Annotated in this window: 20 protein-coding genes; 6 read left to right on the forward strand and 14 right to left on the reverse strand. The window is 68.3% G+C overall.

Going from position 1 to position 18144, the window contains the following annotated elements; all coding sequences use genetic code 11:
• The 3 genes from F624_RS0128900 to F624_RS0128910 form a co-directional block, all read right to left on the reverse strand.
• Positions 1-1221, reverse strand: coding sequence for a HAMP domain-containing sensor histidine kinase (locus F624_RS0128900; RefSeq protein WP_051107574.1), 1221 nt, complete (start codon positions 1219-1221; stop codon positions 1-3).
• Positions 1222-1334: 113 nt separating this feature from the next.
• A complete protein-coding gene (locus tag F624_RS0128905; RefSeq protein WP_019577873.1) occupies positions 1335-2045 on the reverse strand; it encodes a response regulator in 711 nt (236 codons plus the stop codon).
• Between the two features lie 111 nt (positions 2046-2156).
• Complete coding sequence (locus tag F624_RS0128910) at positions 2157-3524, reverse strand: AmpG family muropeptide MFS transporter (protein WP_043426959.1); 1368 nt, start codon at positions 3522-3524, stop codon at positions 2157-2159.
• Positions 3525-3567: 43 nt separating this feature from the next.
• Between F624_RS0128910 and F624_RS0128915 the strand changes: the two genes are divergently transcribed.
• Entirely contained in the window at positions 3568-4452 is an 885-nt protein-coding gene (locus tag F624_RS0128915) for a M48 family metallopeptidase (RefSeq protein ID WP_019577875.1), read from the forward strand.
• A 1-nt stretch (position 4453) separates the two neighbouring features.
• On the opposite strand, the gene F624_RS0128920 is transcribed toward F624_RS0128915, so the two are convergent.
• Positions 4454-5293: a LysR family transcriptional regulator gene (locus F624_RS0128920; RefSeq protein WP_019577876.1), complete on the reverse strand. Its 840-nt coding sequence runs from the start codon at positions 5291-5293 to the stop codon at positions 4454-4456.
• 83 nt (positions 5294-5376) lie between these two features.
• On the opposite strand from F624_RS0128920, the gene F624_RS0128925 reads away from it, so the two are divergent.
• Complete coding sequence (locus tag F624_RS0128925) at positions 5377-6423, forward strand: NAD(P)H-dependent flavin oxidoreductase (RefSeq protein WP_051107576.1); 1047 nt, start codon at positions 5377-5379, stop codon at positions 6421-6423.
• 181 nt (positions 6424-6604) lie between these two features.
• On the opposite strand, the gene F624_RS0128930 is transcribed toward F624_RS0128925, so the two are convergent.
• The 10 genes from F624_RS0128930 to F624_RS0128975 all read right to left on the reverse strand — a co-directional run bounded on the left by F624_RS0128930 (position 6605) and on the right by F624_RS0128975 (position 14611).
• Positions 6605-7579, reverse strand: coding sequence for a glycosyltransferase (locus tag F624_RS0128930; RefSeq protein ID WP_019577878.1), 975 nt, complete (start codon positions 7577-7579; stop codon positions 6605-6607).
• Positions 7580-7591: 12 nt separating this feature from the next.
• Positions 7592-8884, reverse strand: coding sequence for an O-antigen ligase family protein (locus F624_RS0128935; RefSeq protein ID WP_245573761.1), 1293 nt, complete (start codon positions 8882-8884; stop codon positions 7592-7594).
• A gap of 2 nt (positions 8885-8886) precedes the next feature.
• Positions 8887-9699, reverse strand: a complete 813-nt coding sequence (locus F624_RS0128940; protein ID WP_031256648.1) for a glycosyltransferase family 2 protein — start codon at positions 9697-9699, stop codon at positions 8887-8889.
• Positions 9700-9727: 28 nt separating this feature from the next.
• A complete protein-coding gene (locus F624_RS0128945) occupies positions 9728-10627 on the reverse strand; it encodes a glycosyltransferase family 2 protein (protein ID WP_019577881.1) in 900 nt (299 codons plus the stop codon).
• A 40-nt stretch (positions 10628-10667) separates the two neighbouring features.
• Positions 10668-10874 (reverse strand): zinc-finger domain-containing protein, encoded by a 207-nt coding sequence (locus tag F624_RS0128950; RefSeq protein WP_019577882.1) that lies wholly within the window; start codon positions 10872-10874, stop codon positions 10668-10670.
• A gap of 38 nt (positions 10875-10912) precedes the next feature.
• The gene (locus F624_RS0128955) at positions 10913-11851 is read right to left on the reverse strand and encodes a branched-chain amino acid transaminase (RefSeq protein WP_031256650.1); all 939 of its coding nucleotides are present in this window, start codon (positions 11849-11851) and stop codon (positions 10913-10915) included.
• A gap of 81 nt (positions 11852-11932) precedes the next feature.
• Positions 11933-12361: a hypothetical protein gene (locus F624_RS0128960; RefSeq protein WP_019577884.1), complete on the reverse strand. Its 429-nt coding sequence runs from the start codon at positions 12359-12361 to the stop codon at positions 11933-11935.
• 68 nt (positions 12362-12429) lie between these two features.
• Positions 12430-13821: a DNA repair protein RadA gene (gene radA, locus F624_RS0128965; RefSeq protein WP_019577885.1), complete on the reverse strand. Its 1392-nt coding sequence runs from the start codon at positions 13819-13821 to the stop codon at positions 12430-12432.
• An 89-nt stretch (positions 13822-13910) separates the two neighbouring features.
• On the reverse strand, positions 13911-14384 hold the full coding sequence (locus F624_RS0128970) for a DUF2442 domain-containing protein (protein WP_245573762.1): 474 nt from the start codon (positions 14382-14384) through the stop codon (positions 13911-13913).
• On the reverse strand, positions 14381-14611 hold the full coding sequence (locus F624_RS0128975) for a DUF4160 domain-containing protein (RefSeq protein ID WP_031256652.1): 231 nt from the start codon (positions 14609-14611) through the stop codon (positions 14381-14383). Before F624_RS0128975 ends, F624_RS0128970 begins: the two co-directional genes overlap by 4 nt.
• A gap of 341 nt (positions 14612-14952) precedes the next feature.
• Here F624_RS0128975 and hpaR point away from each other — a divergent pair, with 341 nt between their 5' ends.
• The 4 genes from hpaR to hpaE form a co-directional block, all read left to right on the forward strand.
• Complete coding sequence (gene hpaR, locus F624_RS0128980) at positions 14953-15321, forward strand: homoprotocatechuate degradation operon regulator HpaR (protein WP_084679765.1); 369 nt, start codon at positions 14953-14955, stop codon at positions 15319-15321.
• On the forward strand, positions 15318-15962 hold the full coding sequence (locus F624_RS0128985; protein WP_019577889.1) for a fumarylacetoacetate hydrolase family protein: 645 nt from the start codon (positions 15318-15320) through the stop codon (positions 15960-15962). Before hpaR ends, F624_RS0128985 begins: the two co-directional genes overlap by 4 nt.
• Positions 15959-16735 carry a fumarylacetoacetate hydrolase family protein gene (locus tag F624_RS0128990; protein WP_019577890.1) on the forward strand — a complete coding sequence of 259 codons (777 nt, stop codon included), beginning with the start codon at positions 15959-15961 and terminating at the stop codon, positions 16733-16735. The genes F624_RS0128985 and F624_RS0128990 overlap by 4 nt, the downstream gene beginning before the upstream one ends.
• Positions 16736-16741: 6 nt before the next feature.
• Positions 16742-18144: 5-carboxymethyl-2-hydroxymuconate semialdehyde dehydrogenase (hpaE, locus tag F624_RS0128995; RefSeq protein ID WP_019577891.1), on the forward strand; the 1403-nt coding region annotated here is incomplete at its 3' end.

Raw genomic sequence — 18144 nt, forward strand, 5'->3', positions numbered from 1 at the left:
TCAGCCGGCGCTGGGCAGGGTCAGCACAAAGCGGGCACCACCGCCCTCGCGGTCTTCGCAGTGCACGGTGCCACCATGGCGCTCGGCAATCGACTTGACCAGGGCCAGCCCCAGGCCCACACCACCTTCACGTTCGCTGGCGCCGGGCAGGCGGTAGAAGGGCTCGAAGATGCGCTCGCGCTGCTCCGGTGGCACGCCTGGGCCCCGGTCGCACACGGCCAGCAGGATCATCGGGCCCTGGCGTGACAGCTGCACCGAGATGTCGCCACGCCCATAGCGGCGCGCGTTCTCGAGCAGGTTGCGCACGGCACGCCGCATCAGCTTGGACACGCCGTTGACGACCAACTCGCCACTGCCTTCGGCCGCCTCCAGATCCGCATCCACGCGGGCGGCCTCTTCAGCCGCCAGGCCGATGAGGTCGACCTTTTCGAGCGTGCCCATGTCAGCCTCGCTGGAGTCAAGCCGGCTGGCCAGCAGGATCTCGTCGATCAGTTGGTCCAGTTCGCCAATGTTGCGCTTGATCTCGTCGCGGAAGGCCGGTGAGGCTTGCTCACCCAGCAACTCCACCCCCATGCGAATGCGCGCCAACGGCGAGCGCAGCTCGTGCGAGGCATTGGCCAACAGCTTTTTGTGCGACTGCATCAGGGTTTCGATGCGCTCGGCAGCGAGGTTGAAGCGGCCGGCCAGGTAGGCCACTTCGTCGTGCCCTTTCACCGGCACACGCACCGACAGATCACCATCGCCCCAGCGCTCCACGCCACGCTGCAATTGCTCCAGGCGCCGGGTCAGCTTGCGGATGATGGGGTAGGTCGCCAGGGCCACCGCCACCGCCGCCAAGCCCAAGGTCCAGAAAAAGCCAAAGGGTGGGCGGCTCCAGAAATTGCGCGGCGGGCGCGGCAGGTGCACGTTGAGCACTTCGCCGTTGTGCATGGTGACCACAAACTCCGGGCCGTGGCGCACAGCCTCCAACGGTGACCTCTCGCCTCGGGGCGGACCTTCGCCTTCAGCCGGACCACCCGGGGGTGGCGGGTGCGGCCCATCCGCAGCCCTCGGGCCAGGCTCACCCCGCGGCGGCTCGCGCCCATCCGGGTGAGAACCATTGTGGCGCAGCGCGCCCGCCCCCACCACCTCGCCGGCGGCATTGCGCACCACCGCTTCGAGCAGCGGCGGCTCGGTCGTCACGCGCCAGGCCCAGGCCACACCCAGGGTGAGCAAGGCCATGGCCAGCAGCACGGCCAGCCAAATGCGGACATACAGGCGCCGGGTCAGGCGCTGCAAAGGGGAGCCGGTGAAGGCGCTGGGCGATACCGCCAGGGGTGGAGGTGTGGACAAGATCAGTCCTGTTGCTTGGCAAACACGTAGCCAACGCCACGCACGGTGAGAATGCGCTTGGGCGACTTGGGATCGGCCTCGATGGCCAGGCGGATGCGCCCCATGTGCACGTCGATGGAGCGGTCAAAGGCTTCCAGCTCACGGCCGCGCACGGCCTCCATGATCTGGTCGCGGGTCAGCACCCGGCCGGCGCGTTCGGCCAGGGTGATCAGCAGGTCGAACTGGTAAGAGGTCAGCTCGCAGGGCTGGCCTGACACGGTGACGCTGCGCGCGTCGCGGTCGATCTCCAGCGAGCCGAAGCGCATCACCTGCGAGGGCGCGCCGGGCTGGTCGCCCTTGCGGCGCAGGATGGCGCGGATGCGTGCCAACAGCTCGCGCGGCTCGAAGGGCTTGGGCAGGTAGTCGTCGGCCCCCAGCTCCAGCCCGATGATGCGGTCCATCGGGTCGCCCTTGGCGGTCAACATCAGGATCGGGGTCTGGGCCTGGGGCCCCTGCAGCGAGCGGATGCGGCGGCAGATCTCCAGGCCGTCCAGATCGGGCAGCATCAGGTCCAGCACCACCAGATCGGGGTTGTTGCCCTGGCTTTGCAGCCGCTCCAGACCGGCATGACCGGTGGCGGCGTGGCTGACCGCAAAGCCGGACTGGCCCAGGTATTCGCCAACCATCTGGGCCAGGCGGGCGTCATCTTCAATCATCAGGAGCTGGGTGTTCATGCAAGGCTTCGGTGTAAAGTTTCTTGACAGATGATCAATTTTTCTTGTACGGGGCGATTGAAGAGACCGTAAAGAAAAGTAAACAGAACATCACACCCCGCTGACATGGGCTCAGCCCCGAGGGCCCTGCGGCGCCTGAGGCGCCTGAGGAGCCTGGACGGGGATGCGCGAAGCCAGCGCCACCAACAGCAGCACGGGCAGCCCCAGCAAAGCGGTGCTGGTGAAGAACGAGCCATAGCCAAAGCTGTCGACATAGCGGCCCGAAAAACCGGCCAGCCATTTGGGCAGCAGCAGCATGATGGAGCTGAACAGCGCGTACTGGGTGGCCGAGTAACTGATGTTGGTGAGCGAAGACAGGTAGGCGATGAAGGCGGCCGAGGCAATGCCGCCGGCCAGGTTGTCGGCCGACACCACAAAGACCAGGCCCGTCACGTCATGCCCGCGCGTGCCCAGCCAGGCAAACAGCAGGTTGCTGGCCGCACTCAGCACGGCCCCCAGCATCAACACCCGCATCACCCCCAGGCGCAATGACAGCGCCCCCCCGATGAAGGCCCCGGCCAGGGTCATCACCACGCCATACACCTTGGTGACGGCCGCCACCTCGTCCTTGGTGAAGCCCATGTCCACATAAAAGGGGTTGGCCATGATGCCCATCACCACATCGCTGATGCGGTAGATCGCGATCAGGCCCAGGATCAGTGCCGCCTGCCAGCGGTAGCGGCGCAGAAAGTCGGCAAACGGGTCGACCAGGGCGCCACGCAACCACTCCAGGGCATTGCGCGCCGGCGGCAGGGCCGCGCGCACCGGCTCGGCCGACAGCAGCACGGTGATCAGGCCCACCGCCATCGAGGCGGCCATCACCAGGTAGGCGCGCTGCCAGGCCAGGTGCTGGTAGGCCTCGGCGCCCGGTGTTTCGGCCCGTGCCGCCACCCACAGCACACCGGCGCCAGCCCAGATCATGGCCAGGCGGTAACCCGTCTGGTAAGAGGCCGCCAGCACCGCCTGCTCGTTGCTGGGGGCCGATTCGATGCGAAACGCGTCCAGCGCGATGTCTTGCGTGGCCGAGCCGAAGGCCACCACCAGGGCAAAGACCACCAGGGCATGCAGGTCCTGCTGCGGATCGGTCAGCGCCATGCCGGCCAGGCCGCCCATCACCGCCAACTGCGACAGCAGCAGCCAGCTGCGCCTGCGGCCCAACCAGTGCGTGAGGCCGGGCAGGGGCATGCGGTCCACCAGGGGTGCCCAGGCCCACTTGAAGGCATAGGCCAGGCCGACCCAGGACAGGTAACCGATGGTGGTGCGGTCGACCCCCGCCTCGCGCAGGCGAAAGCTCAGCGTGCCCAGCACCAGCAGCAGGGGCAGGCCGGCGGCAAAGCCCAGTGCCAGCATGCGCAGGCTGGCGGGCTCCAGGTAGACCTTCAGGGTCTCCAGCCATGACTTGCGGGTGGGGGGCTCGGGGCTGGCGCTGGCTTGGTTCATGCGGGAATAATAAGCGCTGGTCCACTGCACACATTCCTTGCCCATGCTTGAGCGCGCACTGCCTCACTTCAACCGTTCCCCAGCCCGGCGGCACCGCCCTGCCCGGCTGTCCGCCCTGTGGCCCGCCTTGTCATTGGCACTGGCACTGGCACTGGCCTGGGGGGCGGCCGCCCCCGCGCAGGCCCAGGGCGTGAGCGAATCCGTGGGCAAGAACTCGGCCTTCACCGGCCTGGTGTCGGCCAGCCAGGTCGAGCAGGCCGCGGTGCAGCAATATGGCCAGATGCTGCGCGAGGCCCAGGCCAAGAACGCGCTGGGCAGCGACAACCACCCCCAGGTGCTGCGCCTGCGCAACATCGCGCGCCGCATCATCCCCTTCAGCTACGGGTGGAACCCCCGCGCGCGTGAATGGCGCTGGGAGGTGAACCTGATCGGCTCCAAACAGATCAACGCGTTTTGCATGCCCGGCGGCAAGATCGCCTTCTACACCGGCATCCTGGACCAGCTCAAGCTGAGCGACGACGAAGTGGCCATGGTGATGGGCCACGAAATCGCCCACGCCTTGCGCGAGCATGCCCGCGAGCGCATGGGCAAATCGGCCGCCACCAACATCGGGGTGAACGTGCTCAGCCAGGTGCTGGGCTTTGGCCAGGTGGGCCAGACCCTGACGCAGTACGGCGCCCAGTTGCTGACCCTCGAGTTCAGCCGCGAGGACGAGTCCGAGGCCGATCTGGTGGGCATGGAGCTGGCGGCGCGCGCCGGCTACGACCCGCGGGCCGGCGTCACGCTGTGGGAGAAGATGGGCGCCGCCAGCAAGGGGGCGCCGCCGCAGTTCCTCTCCACCCACCCCTCGGGCAAGACCCGCATTGCCGACATCGAGCGCAACCTGCCCAAGGTGATGCCGCTTTACGAAGCCAGCCGCCAGCGCTGATTCAGTTGCCCTCCGGCAGGGCTTCGGCCAGCGCCCGCAAGGCCGCCGAAGGGTGGCCGCGCCGTGTCACCAGCCAGGTGGTCTGCTGCGCCCAGGGTTCGGGCAGGGGCTGCACCTGCAGGCCGCGCGGGTCCAGGCCGCGCAGCACCGCCGCCGGCACCAGGGCCAGCCCCATGCCGGCCGACACGGCGGCCACCAGCGCGTGGTACGAACCGATCTCGATGCCCGCACTCACCGCCCGCCCCTGGGCCTGGGCCCAATCCAGGGCCACCTCGCGGTAGGCGCAGCCGGTGCTGAAGGTGACCAGGGAGGTGAGCTCGCCCAGAGCGGCCCCGCTGGGCGCAATCAGCACCAGCGCCTCCTGGTAGGCCGGCTGCCACTGCAGGGCGGGTCGGTCGGCCGGGCCGGCCACCAGGGCGGCATCCACCTCGTGCTGCTCCAGCGCCTGCAGCATGGCGCCGGTGGTGCCCGTGCGCACCGCCAGGCGCATGCCGGGCTGCTGAGCACGCAGGTGCGCCAGCACGGGGGCAAGGCGCACGGCCGCGGTGCTCTCCATCGAGCCGATGCGCAGCACCGCGCCCTGACCGGTGCCGGCCAGCTCCTGGCGCAAGGCACTCATGTCGCGCACCAGGGCGGCACTGCGCTCGTACAGGTGCCGACCCTCGGGCGTGAGCTGCAGGCGCCGGCCCGTGCGCTCGAACAGGGCGCAACCCAGGTCGCGCTCCAAGGCGCCCAGCCGGGCCGAGATGCTGGACTGCACCCGGTGCAAGCGGCTGGCGGCGGCGGTGACGCCACCGTGCTCCACCACGGCGCGGAAGGTCTGAAGGTCGGCAAAGTCCATGGCGCGTTCAGTTCGTTCAAATCGATGGTTTCGTTCATTTTTATTCGTTGGACTCGATTTGTCACGCCGCCGAGAATGCCCCCATGAACACACCTGTACCCACCCCTCCTTCAAATCGCTCGCATGGCGCTTTGAGCACCCGTTTCAGCCAACGCTTCGGCCTGCGCCTGCCGGTGGCCCTGGCCCCGATGGCCCTGGCCTCCGGCGGCGCCCTGAGCGCGGCCTGCGCCCAGGCCGGCGCCCTGGGCCTGGTGGGTGGTGGCTACGGCGACCTGGACTGGACCCGGCGCGAATACACGCTGGCCCGGCAACTGGGGGCCGCGGCACAGGCAGAAGCCCGCATCGGCTGCGGCTTCATCACCTGGAAGCTCGATCAAGACGCCTCGGCCCTGGACTGGCTGCTCGACCAGGCCGACGAGGCCCTGCCCCGCGCCCTGATGCTGTCCTTCGGCGACCCGCGCCCCTATGCGGCGCGCCTGCAGGCGCGTCGCATCCCCCTGATCTGCCAGGTGCAGCGCCTGGAGCAGGTGCCCCAGGCGCTGGAGGCCGGGGCTGAAATCATCGTGGCGCAAGGCGCCGAGGCCGGCGGCCACGGCATGAACTCGCTCAATGGCCGCGCCACCTTCACCCTGGTGCCCGAACTGGCCGACTGGCTGGCCGCGCATGCGCCCGCTACCCTGCTGTTGGCCGCCGGCGGCGTGGCGGACGGGCGCGGCCTGGCCGCCGCCCTGGCGTTGGGTGCCGATGGGGCTCTGGTGGGTTCGCGCCTGTGGGCCAGCGCCGAAAGCCTGGCCCCGGCCGGCGCCAAGGCCCAGGCCCAGGCCAGCACGGGCGACGGCACCGCGCGCTCGGAGGTGTTTGACATCCTGCGCCGCAAGAACTGGCCCGCCCCCTACGACTTTCGCGCCCTGCGCAACCCGCTGCACCGGCAGTGGGAATCCCGCATTGAAGCGCTGCGCGCCGCCCCCGAAGCCGCCCGTGCCGCCTACGACCAGGGCGTGGCGGCGGGCGACTTCAACGCCGCCCACGCCACCGTGGGCGAGGCCGTGGGCCTGATCCACGACTGCCCACCCGCCGCCGAACTGCTGCAGCGCATGGCCGAACAGGCGCAGATGCTGCGCAAAGCCTGAGGACGGACCCACCCGCACAGGGCCGGACAGGGCAAAGTGCGACTGTGGTGACCGTCAGGTCACCTTACTGGGTCCAGCAGGGCCTGCAACGAAGAGATCAGGCCGGCGCCGGGCCGCCCCAAGGCGGCCTGCGGCCCCCTTTGGGGGCAGCGACCACACGCAGTGAGGGAGCGTGGGGGCCCTACTCTCTCCAAGGCTGATCGAACGCTGAGCCGGCCATGTGCGGGCGCTGTGCGTTCAAGGCTTCACCCGCCAGCACCTGCTCATAACACTGCAGGTAGCCACGCGCCATGGCCCCGGCGCTGAAGCGCTCCAGCACATGGGCGTGGCAGGCGCGGCGGTCGCCCTGCCAGCCGCGCACGGCTTCGGCCAAGGCCGAGGCGCTGCTGCTGAGGGTGCCACAGCCCTCGGGCACCAGCTCGGGCAAGGCGCCGTAGGGGGTGGCAAACACCGGGCAGCCAAAGTACAGGCTCTCGATCACCGCCAGGCCAAAGGGCTCGTGCCAGCGCACCGGCAGGATCAAGCCGCTGGAGGCATTGAGCAGGTCGAACTTCTGCTGCCCGCCCACCATGCCGAAGAAATGCACCCGCGGCGACCAGGTGAAGCGAAAGCCGCGGCGCAGGTTGAGCCGCGTGCCGCCCAGCACATCCAACTCCACCCCGGCCAGCGCCGCCACACGGATCGCACCCTTGACGTTCTTGACCCGCCAGGCCGCCTTGCCCAGAAAGTGGTGATGGCCGCGTGCCCGCCCGAAATCAACCGGGCCGTAGGCCTGCCAGTCCAGCCCGTTGTGCACAAAGCGCTGGCTGCCATGGCGCTCGGCATGGTTGCGCGAGACAAACACCGTGTTGAGCGCCAGCGGGTCCGGGTCGCGGCCATTGCCGTGCTCGGTCACCAGAAAAGGCCGCCCGATGTCTTCCTTGGGGTTGAACTGGAAGTGCACCACGTCCACATCGGCCGGCACCTGCTCGGCCCAGCTGAGGCCCGGACGGATCGGCAGCACCTGCGCAAAGTCGCAGTGCGAGCCCTCGGGCACCAGGTAGCTGACGCGGTGGCCCATCTGCACCAGGGCGTGGCCCAGATCCCAGATCACCCGTTCGGTGCCCCCATAGGCAAACACCGGGATCGGTGCGTGGTTGACCAGCAGCACATGCATGGCGAGCCCTCCTCAGGCCTGTGCCGCGGGCGTAGCGGCGGCGTCTTCTTCGGGGGGGGCCTGCAGCGCGGCGTACAGCAGCAGGGTCACGAACAGGTAGAACATGGTGCCGCTGTTGTGCCCCAGAAAGGCCTGCGTCAGGCCAAAGCCGAGGTAGCACAGCGGCAGCATCAGGCCGGCCAGTTGCAGCGCATGGCGCTCGGGTGGCAGGCGGCAGCCGGCACGCGGCCAGAACAGGCACAGCACCACGCCGTACAGCGCCAGCACCGAAGACAGGCCCAGCAGGCCACGCTTGGCGAACACATCCAGGAACTCGTTGTGCGCGTGGCCGTACTTCAGCACCTCGGCCGGGGCCTGGCCGGCGGCGACCAGGCGCTCTTTCTCTTCCACATAACCGGCCAGGGTCCAGCCCAGCAAGGGCTTTTGCAGGCCCATGTTCCAGGCCAGGCGCCAGTGCGCCAGCCGCTGGCCCACCGAGTTCTCGGAGGTGCCCAGTTCCTCATACTGACGCGCCTCGCTGACGGCCTGCTCCAGGCGCAGCTTGAGCGTGGGGCCCATGGCCGTCACCAGCACGCCCAGGCACACCGCCAACGCGGCCAGCGCCCCCAGCAGGCGCCGGCCCGGCACACGGTGGCGCAACAGCAACACCAGAGCCGGCAAGGCAAACGCCAGCGCCAGCCAGCCGCCCCGCGACTGCGACAGCAGCGAAGCCGTCAGCCCCAGCGCCACGCCCAGGCCCAGGCCAGCACGCCACAGCCCGGCCCGCGGGCCGGCCTGCCAGGTGACCGCGCCCACCAGGCACATCATGGCCATGAGCAGGCTCAGGTTGCCGTACTGGATGGCATTGGTGAAGCCCTCGGCCCGCCATTCGCCCAGCACGCCGTATTGGTACAGCGCCACCGCACCGCTGAGGCAGGCCCCCACGGCCAGCCCGGCCCAGAGGGCCCGCGGGCGCGGCGGAAAGCGCAATGCAAAGAACAGGCAGGGCAAGGCCAGAAAGTACTTGAGGGGCTTGTCCAGGCTGCGCCAACTGCCCTGGCTGATGAGGGCGTCGATCAGCCAGTCCATGCCCACGAACAGCAGCACCCCCACCAGCCAGCGGGCGCGCGGCCATTGCAGCGGCTGGCGCCACCAGCGCGGTGCGGTGGCCAAGGCGGCCAACAACAGCAAGCCGGCCCCCCACGAATACCCGCTGGGCAGGCACAGCGACAGCGCCGGCAGCAAAAAGGCCGCCAGCGTGCAGACATGCCGGGCCATCGCCTCCGTGGGCGAGGGCTGACCCGGGAGGGGAGAAGCAGGGTTCATGCTCAACGCCCCACCGACTGGCTCAGGCTGTCACGGTCGTAATACAGCGCGGCGTAGCGGAAGAAGCACTCCAGTGCAATGAAGAAGCAAAACAGAAAGCCCGGCCCGCCCCCCATGAAGCCCAGACGGAACACATACAGGCGCAAAAAGATGGCAAAGGCCGAGGCCATGCCGCGCAGCACACCGCCGCGCTTGCCAGCGGCCGCGCGCTTGGCCGCGCCCAGCATCGAATACTGGGTGAGCTTTTCGAGGCTGCCGCGCACCGTCTCGCGCGAGTAGTGCAGCAACTTGGCCTTGAAGGCGTGGCGCGGCAGGGGCTGGCCGCCATCGCGAAGCACGGCGTGTTCGTGCACCACCCCGTCAAAGCGCTCGATCATGTCGCGGCGGAACATGCGGTCCAGGCGCGACTGCGACAGAAAGTGCTTGAGCTCGCGCCCGTAGGCCACCACGCTCCATTCGATCTGCCACACCGCGCGCTCATTGGAGCGCACTGCGGCTTCGATCTCGGCCTGCAGCGCGGGGGTGACCACCTCGTCGGCATCGAGGTAGAACAGGTAGTCGCCGGTGGCGTGGGCCAGCAGCCGGGTGCGCTGCACGGCAAAGCCCTGCCAGTCGGGGTACAGGTGCACCTCGGCGCCCAGGCGCCGGGCGATGGCCACGGTGTCGTCGGTGCTGCCGCTGTCCACCACCACCACCTGGTCGGCAAAGGCGGCGCTGCGCAGGCAGTTCTCGATGCGGTGCGCCTCGTTCTTGGTCAGGACGCCGATGGTCAGGGTCGGCCGGTCGGCGCGCACAGCGGTGGAAGGTGTCGGCATGGTGGGTTCGAGAAAAGTGGGTGCGGCATCAGGCCTGCGGCGGCAACTGCCACACGCCGCGCAGGCGGCCCCAGGCGCGCGCCAGGTGCTTGGGCGACAGCAGCAAGGCCCGGGCCAGCACGTTCAGGGCGGCCGAAGCCATCAGGCGCCGATGCGCCCGGCGCCCGGCCGCCACGCCCAGGTGCTTGGCCATGAAGCGGATCTTGGACTGCGCATGGTGGTAGCCGCGCCAGTACTCCGAGCGCCAGGGCCGGGGCCCGCGCACCGAGCCGCGCGACAGGTGGGTGACGCGGATGTCGGGCAGCACCAGGATCTGGCCCTGGCGCTGGAACACGCGCAGGCACAGGTCCTCGTCCTCGTAATACAGAAAGAAGCGGGGGTCGAAAAAACCCACCGGCGCCATGGCCGCCATGTTCAGCAGCATGACCGCGGCGCAGGCATAGCCCACGGCCAAGGGGCCCTCGGCGGCCCCTGTGCGGGGCTTCCAGGCATGACGCGGCCAGCTGTAGTTGACCTGCAGGCTGCCGTCGCTGTCGGTGAGCTGGGGCACCAGCACACTGGCGTCAGGCCACTGGCGCGCAGCCTGCACCAGGGCCGCAATGGCCTCGGGCGTGAGCACGCAGTCGGGGTTCAGCAGCAGCGCATAGGGCGTGCGCACCTGGGCCAGACCGGCGTTGTTGGCCACGCCATAGCCCTTGTTGGCGTCCAGCCGCAACAGGCGTGCACCGGGCAGGCAATGCGCCACCTGGGCCGGCGTGTCGTCCTGGCTGGCGTTGTCCACCACGATGACATGCGGCAGGCGTGCCAAAGCCTGCCCCAGCACCGGCAGGCAGTGACCACTGTTGTAGGTCACCACCAGCACAGTGACCTGGGCCAGCAGCGCCTCCAGCGGCACATCGGGCAGGTCGTCGGTTTCCGGGGCGCTCATGCCGGACGAGTGGGTGTGGGGCCCGCGGGCCGCCAGGGCATCAGTGGTGATGCGACACCACTTCGCCCGCCTTCAGGCGGTACACCGTGCCGCAATAGGGGCACTTGGCTTCGCCGGTGCGGGCCACGTCCAGGTACACCTTGGGGTGGCTGTTCCACAGCTTCATGTCGGCCTTGGGGCTGGGGCAGAAAACGCCCCCCTGGGCGTTGAGGTCTTTGGCCAGCAGTTCAACAGCAGCGCTACTCATGGGGTCCCTTTTTTTGGAATGGGGTGATGCAATGACGCTCAGACCGGGCTCAGCCAGTGGGCGTATTGGGGGTTGCGGCCGTTCACGATATCGAAGAACGCCGACTGGATTTTTTCGGTGATGGGCCCGCGCGAGCCGATGCCGATCTCGATGCGGTCGAGTTCGCGGATCGGGGTCACCTCGGCGGCCGTGCCGGTGAAGAAGGCCTCATCGGCGATGTAGACCTCGTCGCGGGTGATGCGCTTTTGCACGATCTCGAGGCCCAGGTCCTTGGCGATGTGGAACACGGTGTTGCGGGTGATGCCATTCAGGGCACCGGCCGACAGGTCGGGCGTGTAGATCACGCCGTTCTTCACGACGAAGATGTTCTCGCCTGCGCCCTCGGACACAAAGCCCGACGAATCCAGCAGCAGGGCTTCGTCGTAGCCGTCGTCGGTGGCTTCCATGTTGGCCAGGATCGAGTTGGTGTAATTGCTCACCGCCTTGGCCTGCGTCATCGTGATGTTGACGTGGTGGCGGGTGTAGCTGGAGGTCTTGACGCGGATGCCGCGCTTGAGGCCCTCTTCACCCAGGTAGGCGCCCCAGGCCCAGGCTGCCACCATCAGGTGGATGGTATTGCCCTTGGGGCTGACGCCCAGCTTTTGCGAGCCGATCCAGGTCAATGGGCGCAGATAGCAGCTCTCCAGCTTGTTTTCGCGCACCACGGCCTTCTGGGCCTCGTTGACCTCTTCCTTGCTGAAGGGCAGCTTCATGCGCAGGATCTTGGCGCTGTTGAACAGGCGCTCGGTATGCTCCTCCAGGCGGAAGATGGCCGTGCCGTTCACCGTGTTGTAGGCACGCACACCTTCGAAGGCGCCACAGCCATAGTGCAGGGTGTGGGTCAGGACGTGGATCTTGGCGTCACGCCAGTCGACCATCTGGCCATCCATCCAGATCTTGCCGTCGCGGTCGGCCATTGAAGGGGCGAGTGTGCTCATGCGCTTGTGTCCTTGGGTGTTTGCCGTCGCTGATGCGATAACCCCGCCCCGGCACAATGCCGGGCAGGTCAAAACACGATTTTAAGGGGCCGGCGCGGCGTCGGAATCGTCGCCCTCACTCACAGGGGGGCGGTACAGGGTCCATTTCACCAGCCGGCCATTGAGGAACTCGGCCGTCACATGCGACTTGGAGCCATCGGTCCAGCGGAAAACCTCGGGTTGCTCGTCCTTGGGCGAGAGCTGTTCACCCAAGGCGCGGGTCAGCGCCAGCACGTGCAGCATGGCCACGCCCGGGCGCAGCTTGGCGTTGAGCATGACCGCGCTGCCCACATAGCCGATGGGGTTGTTGTTGGCCCGCTTGAGCACCTGCATGAGGCGGGTGTAGTGCATCAGCACCCACATCACCACGCCCCCCAGGGCCACCGCCACCCCACCCAGGCCATAGGCCCGGTAGGACATCGCCACCAGCAGGATGCCGCCCACGGGCACCAGGATTTTCTTGAAATTCATGCGCGCATTGTCCTATGAGCGTGCCCCCTGGGGCCTTGTGGCTTGTGCGTAGCGGGGCGCGCCTGGGCTCACTCGAACTCGCGGCGGATCAGGTCGATGGCCTCGTCCACCCGCTCCACCGCATGCACGGTCAGGCCCTCGATGGGCTTTTTGGGGGCGTTGGCGCGCGGCACCACGGCCACGCTGAAACCCAGCTTGGCGGCCTCCTTGAGCCGCTCCTGCCCGCGCGGGGCCGGGCGGATCTCGCCGGCCAGGCCCACTTCGCCAAAAGCCAGAAAGCCCTTGGGCAGGGCCTTGCCGCGCAGCGACGAGGTGATGGCCAGCAGCACGGCCAGGTCGGCCGCCGGCTCGCTGATGCGCACACCGCCCACGGCGTTGACGAACACGTCCTGGTCCATGCAGGCCACGCCGGCATGGCGGTGCAGCACGGCCAGCAGCATGGCCAGGCGATCCCGCTCCAGGCCCACGCTGAGGCGGCGCGGGCTGGGGCCGCCACCGTCCACCAGGGCCTGGATCTCGACCAGCAGCGGGCGCGTGCCCTCCAGCGTGACCAGCACGCAGCTGCCGGGCACCGGCTGGCTGTGCTGAGACAGGAAGATGGCGCTGGGGTTGCTCACCCCCTTGAGGCCGCGCTCGGTCATGGCGAACACACCGATTTCGTTGACCGCCCCGAAGCGGTTCTTGATGGCGCGCACCAGACGGTGGGTGGAGTGGGTGTCGCCCTCGAAGTACAGCACCGTGTCCACCATGTGCTCCAGCACGCGCGGGCCGGCCAGCGCCCCCTCCTTGGTGACATGGCCGATCAGCACGATGGCAATGCCCGTGCCCTTGGCCAGCCGCGTCAGGTGAGCCGAACACTCGCGCACCTGGGCCACCGAGCCCGGCGCCGAGCTGAGCTGGTCGCTGTAGATGGTCTGGATCGAATCGATCACCGCCACCGCGGGCTGGCGCGCCTCGATGGTGGCCAGGATTTTTTCGAGCTGGATCTCGGCCATCACCTTGACCTGGCTGTTGTCCAGCCCCAGACGGCGCGAGCGCAACGCCACCTGGGCCCCGCTTTCCTCGCCGGTCACGTACAGGGTCTCCAGCCCGCTGCGCTGCAGCGCATCGAGCGCCTGCAGCAGCAGGGTCGACTTGCCGATGCCCGGATCCCCCCCGATCAGCACCACCCCGCCTTCGACAATGCCGCCGCCCAGCACCCGGTCCAGTTCCTCCAGCCCGCTGGGCGTGCGCGCCACCTCGGTGGCCTCGATGGCCGACAGCGGCGTGACCGCCTGGGCCAGCCCGGCATAGCCCGAATAAGAAGGGGTGCTGAGCCGATTCTTGCTGGCCGCCCCCGAACCCTCGGCCACCGACTCGACCAGGGTGTTCCAGGCATTGCACTGCGGGCACTTGCCCAGCCACTTGGCACTGGTGCCACCGCATTCGGTGCAGGTGTAGACGGTTTTTTCTCGGGACATGGGAGGGGGCTTTGGATGACAGGCGGCCACTATAAGGGCAGGTCAGGACAATGGCGGGAACCCTGACCTGGGGCCTTGCTGCGGCACCGTCAAACCGCAAATGCAAATGCCGAATCGGCAGACGACGCCGCCTGCGCAGCAAACCCCAGGCAGGCCAGGGCCACATGACGGGGCACCGGCCTGGCACCACTGCGGTAGTAAGCCAGCATGCGGCGTGACAGGCCCAGGGCCTGCGCAGCCTGGTCCAGCGTCAAGCGATGGCGCTCCATCCACTGGATGATGAATTCGTGCGATGCCTCGCCGGCCTGTTCAAGCGCCCGGGCCCGAAGATTGTCAGCCGCCAACTCGAGCTCATCGTCCTGGAGCCAGGTCACACTGCCCCCCCAATCGCCGAGGCTGGCGGAGGCAAAGACACGGGGGTCCATCAGGGGCGCAAGGCTGGGATGCTGGCGGATCAGCGGCTCCAGATTCACCGTCAGGATCTCCCCGTCGGCATAGTGCAGCCGCAGGCCATGCGGTGGCATCACTTGCACGTTATCCAGGGTGAAATGTCGATGGGTCAAGGGTTCAGCTCCTTCCAGCGCGCCAGCAACAGGGCCCGATGGGCCGCAGCCCAGTCCAGGGCTTCAGACAGTTCTCTCTTGCCCAACTGGCCTGAAAAAATCGCCAAGGTAGAAATCACGACCAACGCTTCACGCCCATCTCGGGCACGCACATGGAAATGGGGTGGCTGGTGGTCGGCTGCATACATCGTGACGTTGCAACTGGCGAGCCGCACAAGTGTAGGCATGGTCTTGGAAGAGTGCAATGGTTGCACCGTATCAGGCACAGATCTTCAGCGGCCATGCATCCATCGGCCGCAAAGCCCGCCGATCCAGCGCATAGGGCGATAGGGAGATAGGGACATGAGCCAGCACGCCATCCCGCAAAAGCGCCCCAAGGAATCCCTTCGCGCCGGATCAGCCGGTAGCGTCTCGCGGGTTTTCCCTCGCTTGAGCCACGCCTCAAACATTTAACATGTTAAATAAATGAGCACCCCACCCCAGCCCCCCGTCCTGCCCCCCGCCCCCGGTCCAGCCCTTTGCCCACCGCAACCTGCCCCGCCTGCTGTTGCAGGCGCGCGAAGCGGTGATGGGCCACACCCGGCCCAATCTGCGCCAGCACGGCCTGTCCGATCAGCAATGGCGGGTGTTGCGCGTGCTGGGTGAGCACGGGGTGGTCGAGACCGGGCGGGTGGCGCGCGAGGCCTTCATCCTGGGCCCCAGCCTGACCGGCGTGCTGGCCCGCATGGAGCGCGACGGCCTGATCCAGCGCCAGCGCGACCCGCAGGACGCGCGCCGCACCGTGGTGCAGGCCACCGACAAGGGCCTGCGCCTGGTCGAGACCTTGTCCATCACCATCGAGGCCCATTACCAGTGGATGGAGCAGACCCTGGGCAAAGACAAGCTGCTGCAGCTCTACCAGCTGCTCGACACCCTGATCGAACTGGAGCAACCATGAGCGCTGACCCCTGGCACCCCGCCGGCACCGTCTACGGCGTGCTGCTGAACTTCCGAAACGAATACGACCGCTGGCAGCCGCGCATGCACGAGGCCCCCTACAAGGCCCCGCCACAAGCCCCGGTGCTGTATGTGAAGACCGCCAACACGAGGAACCCCGACGGCGGCACGGTGCTTGTGCCCACCGGGGTGGCCGGCGTGGAAGCCGGCGCCACGATCGGCCTGGTGATGGGCGATCAAGGGCCGGTGGCCTGCGCCCTGCTCAACGATTTCAGCCTGCCGCATGCCAGCTACTTCCGGCCCCCAGTGAAGTTCCGCTGCCGCGACGGTTTTCTGGGCACGCCCGCGCAGACTGTGCCGCTGACGGACCTGACCGATCTGGCCACGCTGCAGCTGCAAGTCCATGTGAACGGCGCCCTGCGCCAGACGGTGGACCTGTCGCAGCTGATGCGCCCGGCCGCCACCCTGCTGGCTGAGGTGAATGCCTTCATGACCCTGCGCCCGGGCGATGTGCTGATGCTGGGCTGCGACGTGGGCCCCGACGGCCAGCGTCCGCTGCTGCAGCCGGGTGACACCGTCACGCTCACCGCCCCGGGCTTTGCCCCCTTGACCCACCCCATCGGCACGGAGGCCCTGGCATGAAGCACGCCCGCATCCTGCTCAACCACGCCCCCGAACGCGGCCCGCTGCACGCGGTGGAAGACGAAGGCGCCCTGCGCCTGGACAATGGCCAGCGCGTGCCCTTCGAGGCCGTGCGCTGGCTGCCGCCTCTGGCACCGGTGCCACGGGCGCGCAGCATCCTGGCGCTGGGCCTGAACTACGCCGACCACGCCAAAGAGCTGGAATTCAAAGCACCCGAGGAACCCCTGGTGTTCATCAAGGGCGAGGCCAGCCTGATCGGCCACCGCGAGCACACCGTGCGGCCCGCCGGCGTGGGCTACATGCACTACGAGTGCGAGCTGGCGGTGGTGATCGGGCGCACGGCGCGCCATGTGAAGCGCGACCAGGCCTACGACTACGTGCAGGGCTACACCGTGGCCAACGACTACGCGATCCGCGACTACCTGGAGAACTGGTACCGCCCCAACCTGCGCGTGAAGAACCGCGACACCTGCACCCCGCTGGGCCCCTGGCTGGTGGACGCCGCCGACATCCACGCCCGCCCCGGCGGCCCCATGGGCCTGGCCTTGCAGACCACGGTGAACGGCCAGATCACCCAGCGCGGCAACACGCGAGACATGGTGTTCGACGTGCCCTTTCTGATCGAGTACTTCAGCGCCTTCATGACGCTCTCGCCCGGCGACCTGATCCTGACCGGCACACCCGACGGGGTGGTCGACTGCCCCCCGGGCGCCGAGATCGTGACCTCCATCGAAGCCATCGGCGAGCTCCACAACTTCATTCGACAAGGTTGAGACACCATGCAACAAGTCCAGCACCTCATCAACGGCCAGCCCGTCGCCAGCAGCGACTACTTCGAAACCCTCAACCCCGCCACCCAGGAGGTGCTGGCCGAGGTGGCCAGCGGCGGTGAGGCCGAGGTCCACGCCGCCGTGGCCGCCGCCAAAGCGGCCTTCCCGAAATGGGCCGGCCTGCCCGCCACCGAGCGCGCCAAGCTGATGCGCAAGCTCGGCGAGCTCATCGCCCGCCACGTGCCCGAGATCGCCCAGACCGAGACCAACGACTGCGGCCAGGTCATCTCGCAAACCGGCAAGCAGCTCGTGCCCCGCGCGGCCGACAACTTCAGCTACTTCGCCGAGATGTGCACCCGCGTGGACGGCCACACCTACCCCACCCCCACCCACCTCAACTACACCCTGTTCCACCCCGTGGGCGTGTGCGCCCTCATCAGCCCCTGGAACGTGCCCTTCATGACCGCCACCTGGAAGGTGGCCCCCTGCCTGGCCTTCGGCAACACCGCCGTGCTCAAGATGAGCGAGCTCTCGCCCCTGTCCGCAGCCCGCCTGGGCGAGCTGGCCCTGGAGGCCGGCATCCCCGCCGGCGTGCTCAACATCGTGCACGGCTACGGCAAGCAGGCCGGCGAGCCCCTGTGCAGCCACCCCGATGTGCGCGCCATCAGCTTCACCGGCTCCACCGCCACTGGCAACCGCATCGTGCAAAGCGCGGGCCTCAAAAAGTTCAGCATGGAGCTGGGCGGCAAGAGCCCCTTCGTGATCTTTGCCGACGCCGACCTGGATCGCGCCCTCGACGCCGCCGTGTTCATGATCTTCAGCAACAACGGCGAGCGCTGCACCGCCGGCAGCCGCATCCTGGTGCAAAAGGCCATCTACGCCGACTTTGCCGCCAAGTTCGCCGAGCGCGCCCGCCGCATCACCGTGGGCGACCCGCTGGACGAAAAAACCATCGTGGGCCCCATGATCAGCCAGGCCCACCTGGCCAAGGTGCGCAGCTACATCGAGCTGGGCCCCAAGGAAGGCGCCACGCTGCTGTGCGGCGGCCTGGACCGTCCCGCCTACGCGGCCGCGCTGCCCGAGCGCGTGCAGCGCGGCAACTACGTGTGGCCCACCGTGTTCGCCGACGTGGACAACCGCATGAAGATCGCCCAGGACGAGATCTTCGGCCCCGTGGCCTGCCTGATCCCCTTCGAGGACGAGGCCGACGCCATCCGCATCGCCAACGACACGCAGTACGGCCTCTCCAGCTACGTGTGGACCGAGAACCTGGGCCGCGCCCACCGCATGGCCGCCGCCATCGAGGCCGGCATGTGCTTTGTGAACAGCCAGAACGTGCGCGACCTGCGCCAGCCCTTTGGCGGCACCAAGGCCAGCGGCACCGGGCGCGAGGGCGGCACCTGGAGCTACGA

It is taken from the genome of Curvibacter lanceolatus ATCC 14669, assembly GCF_000381265.1.
Classification (GTDB): domain Bacteria; phylum Pseudomonadota; class Gammaproteobacteria; order Burkholderiales; family Burkholderiaceae_C; genus Curvibacter; species Curvibacter lanceolatus.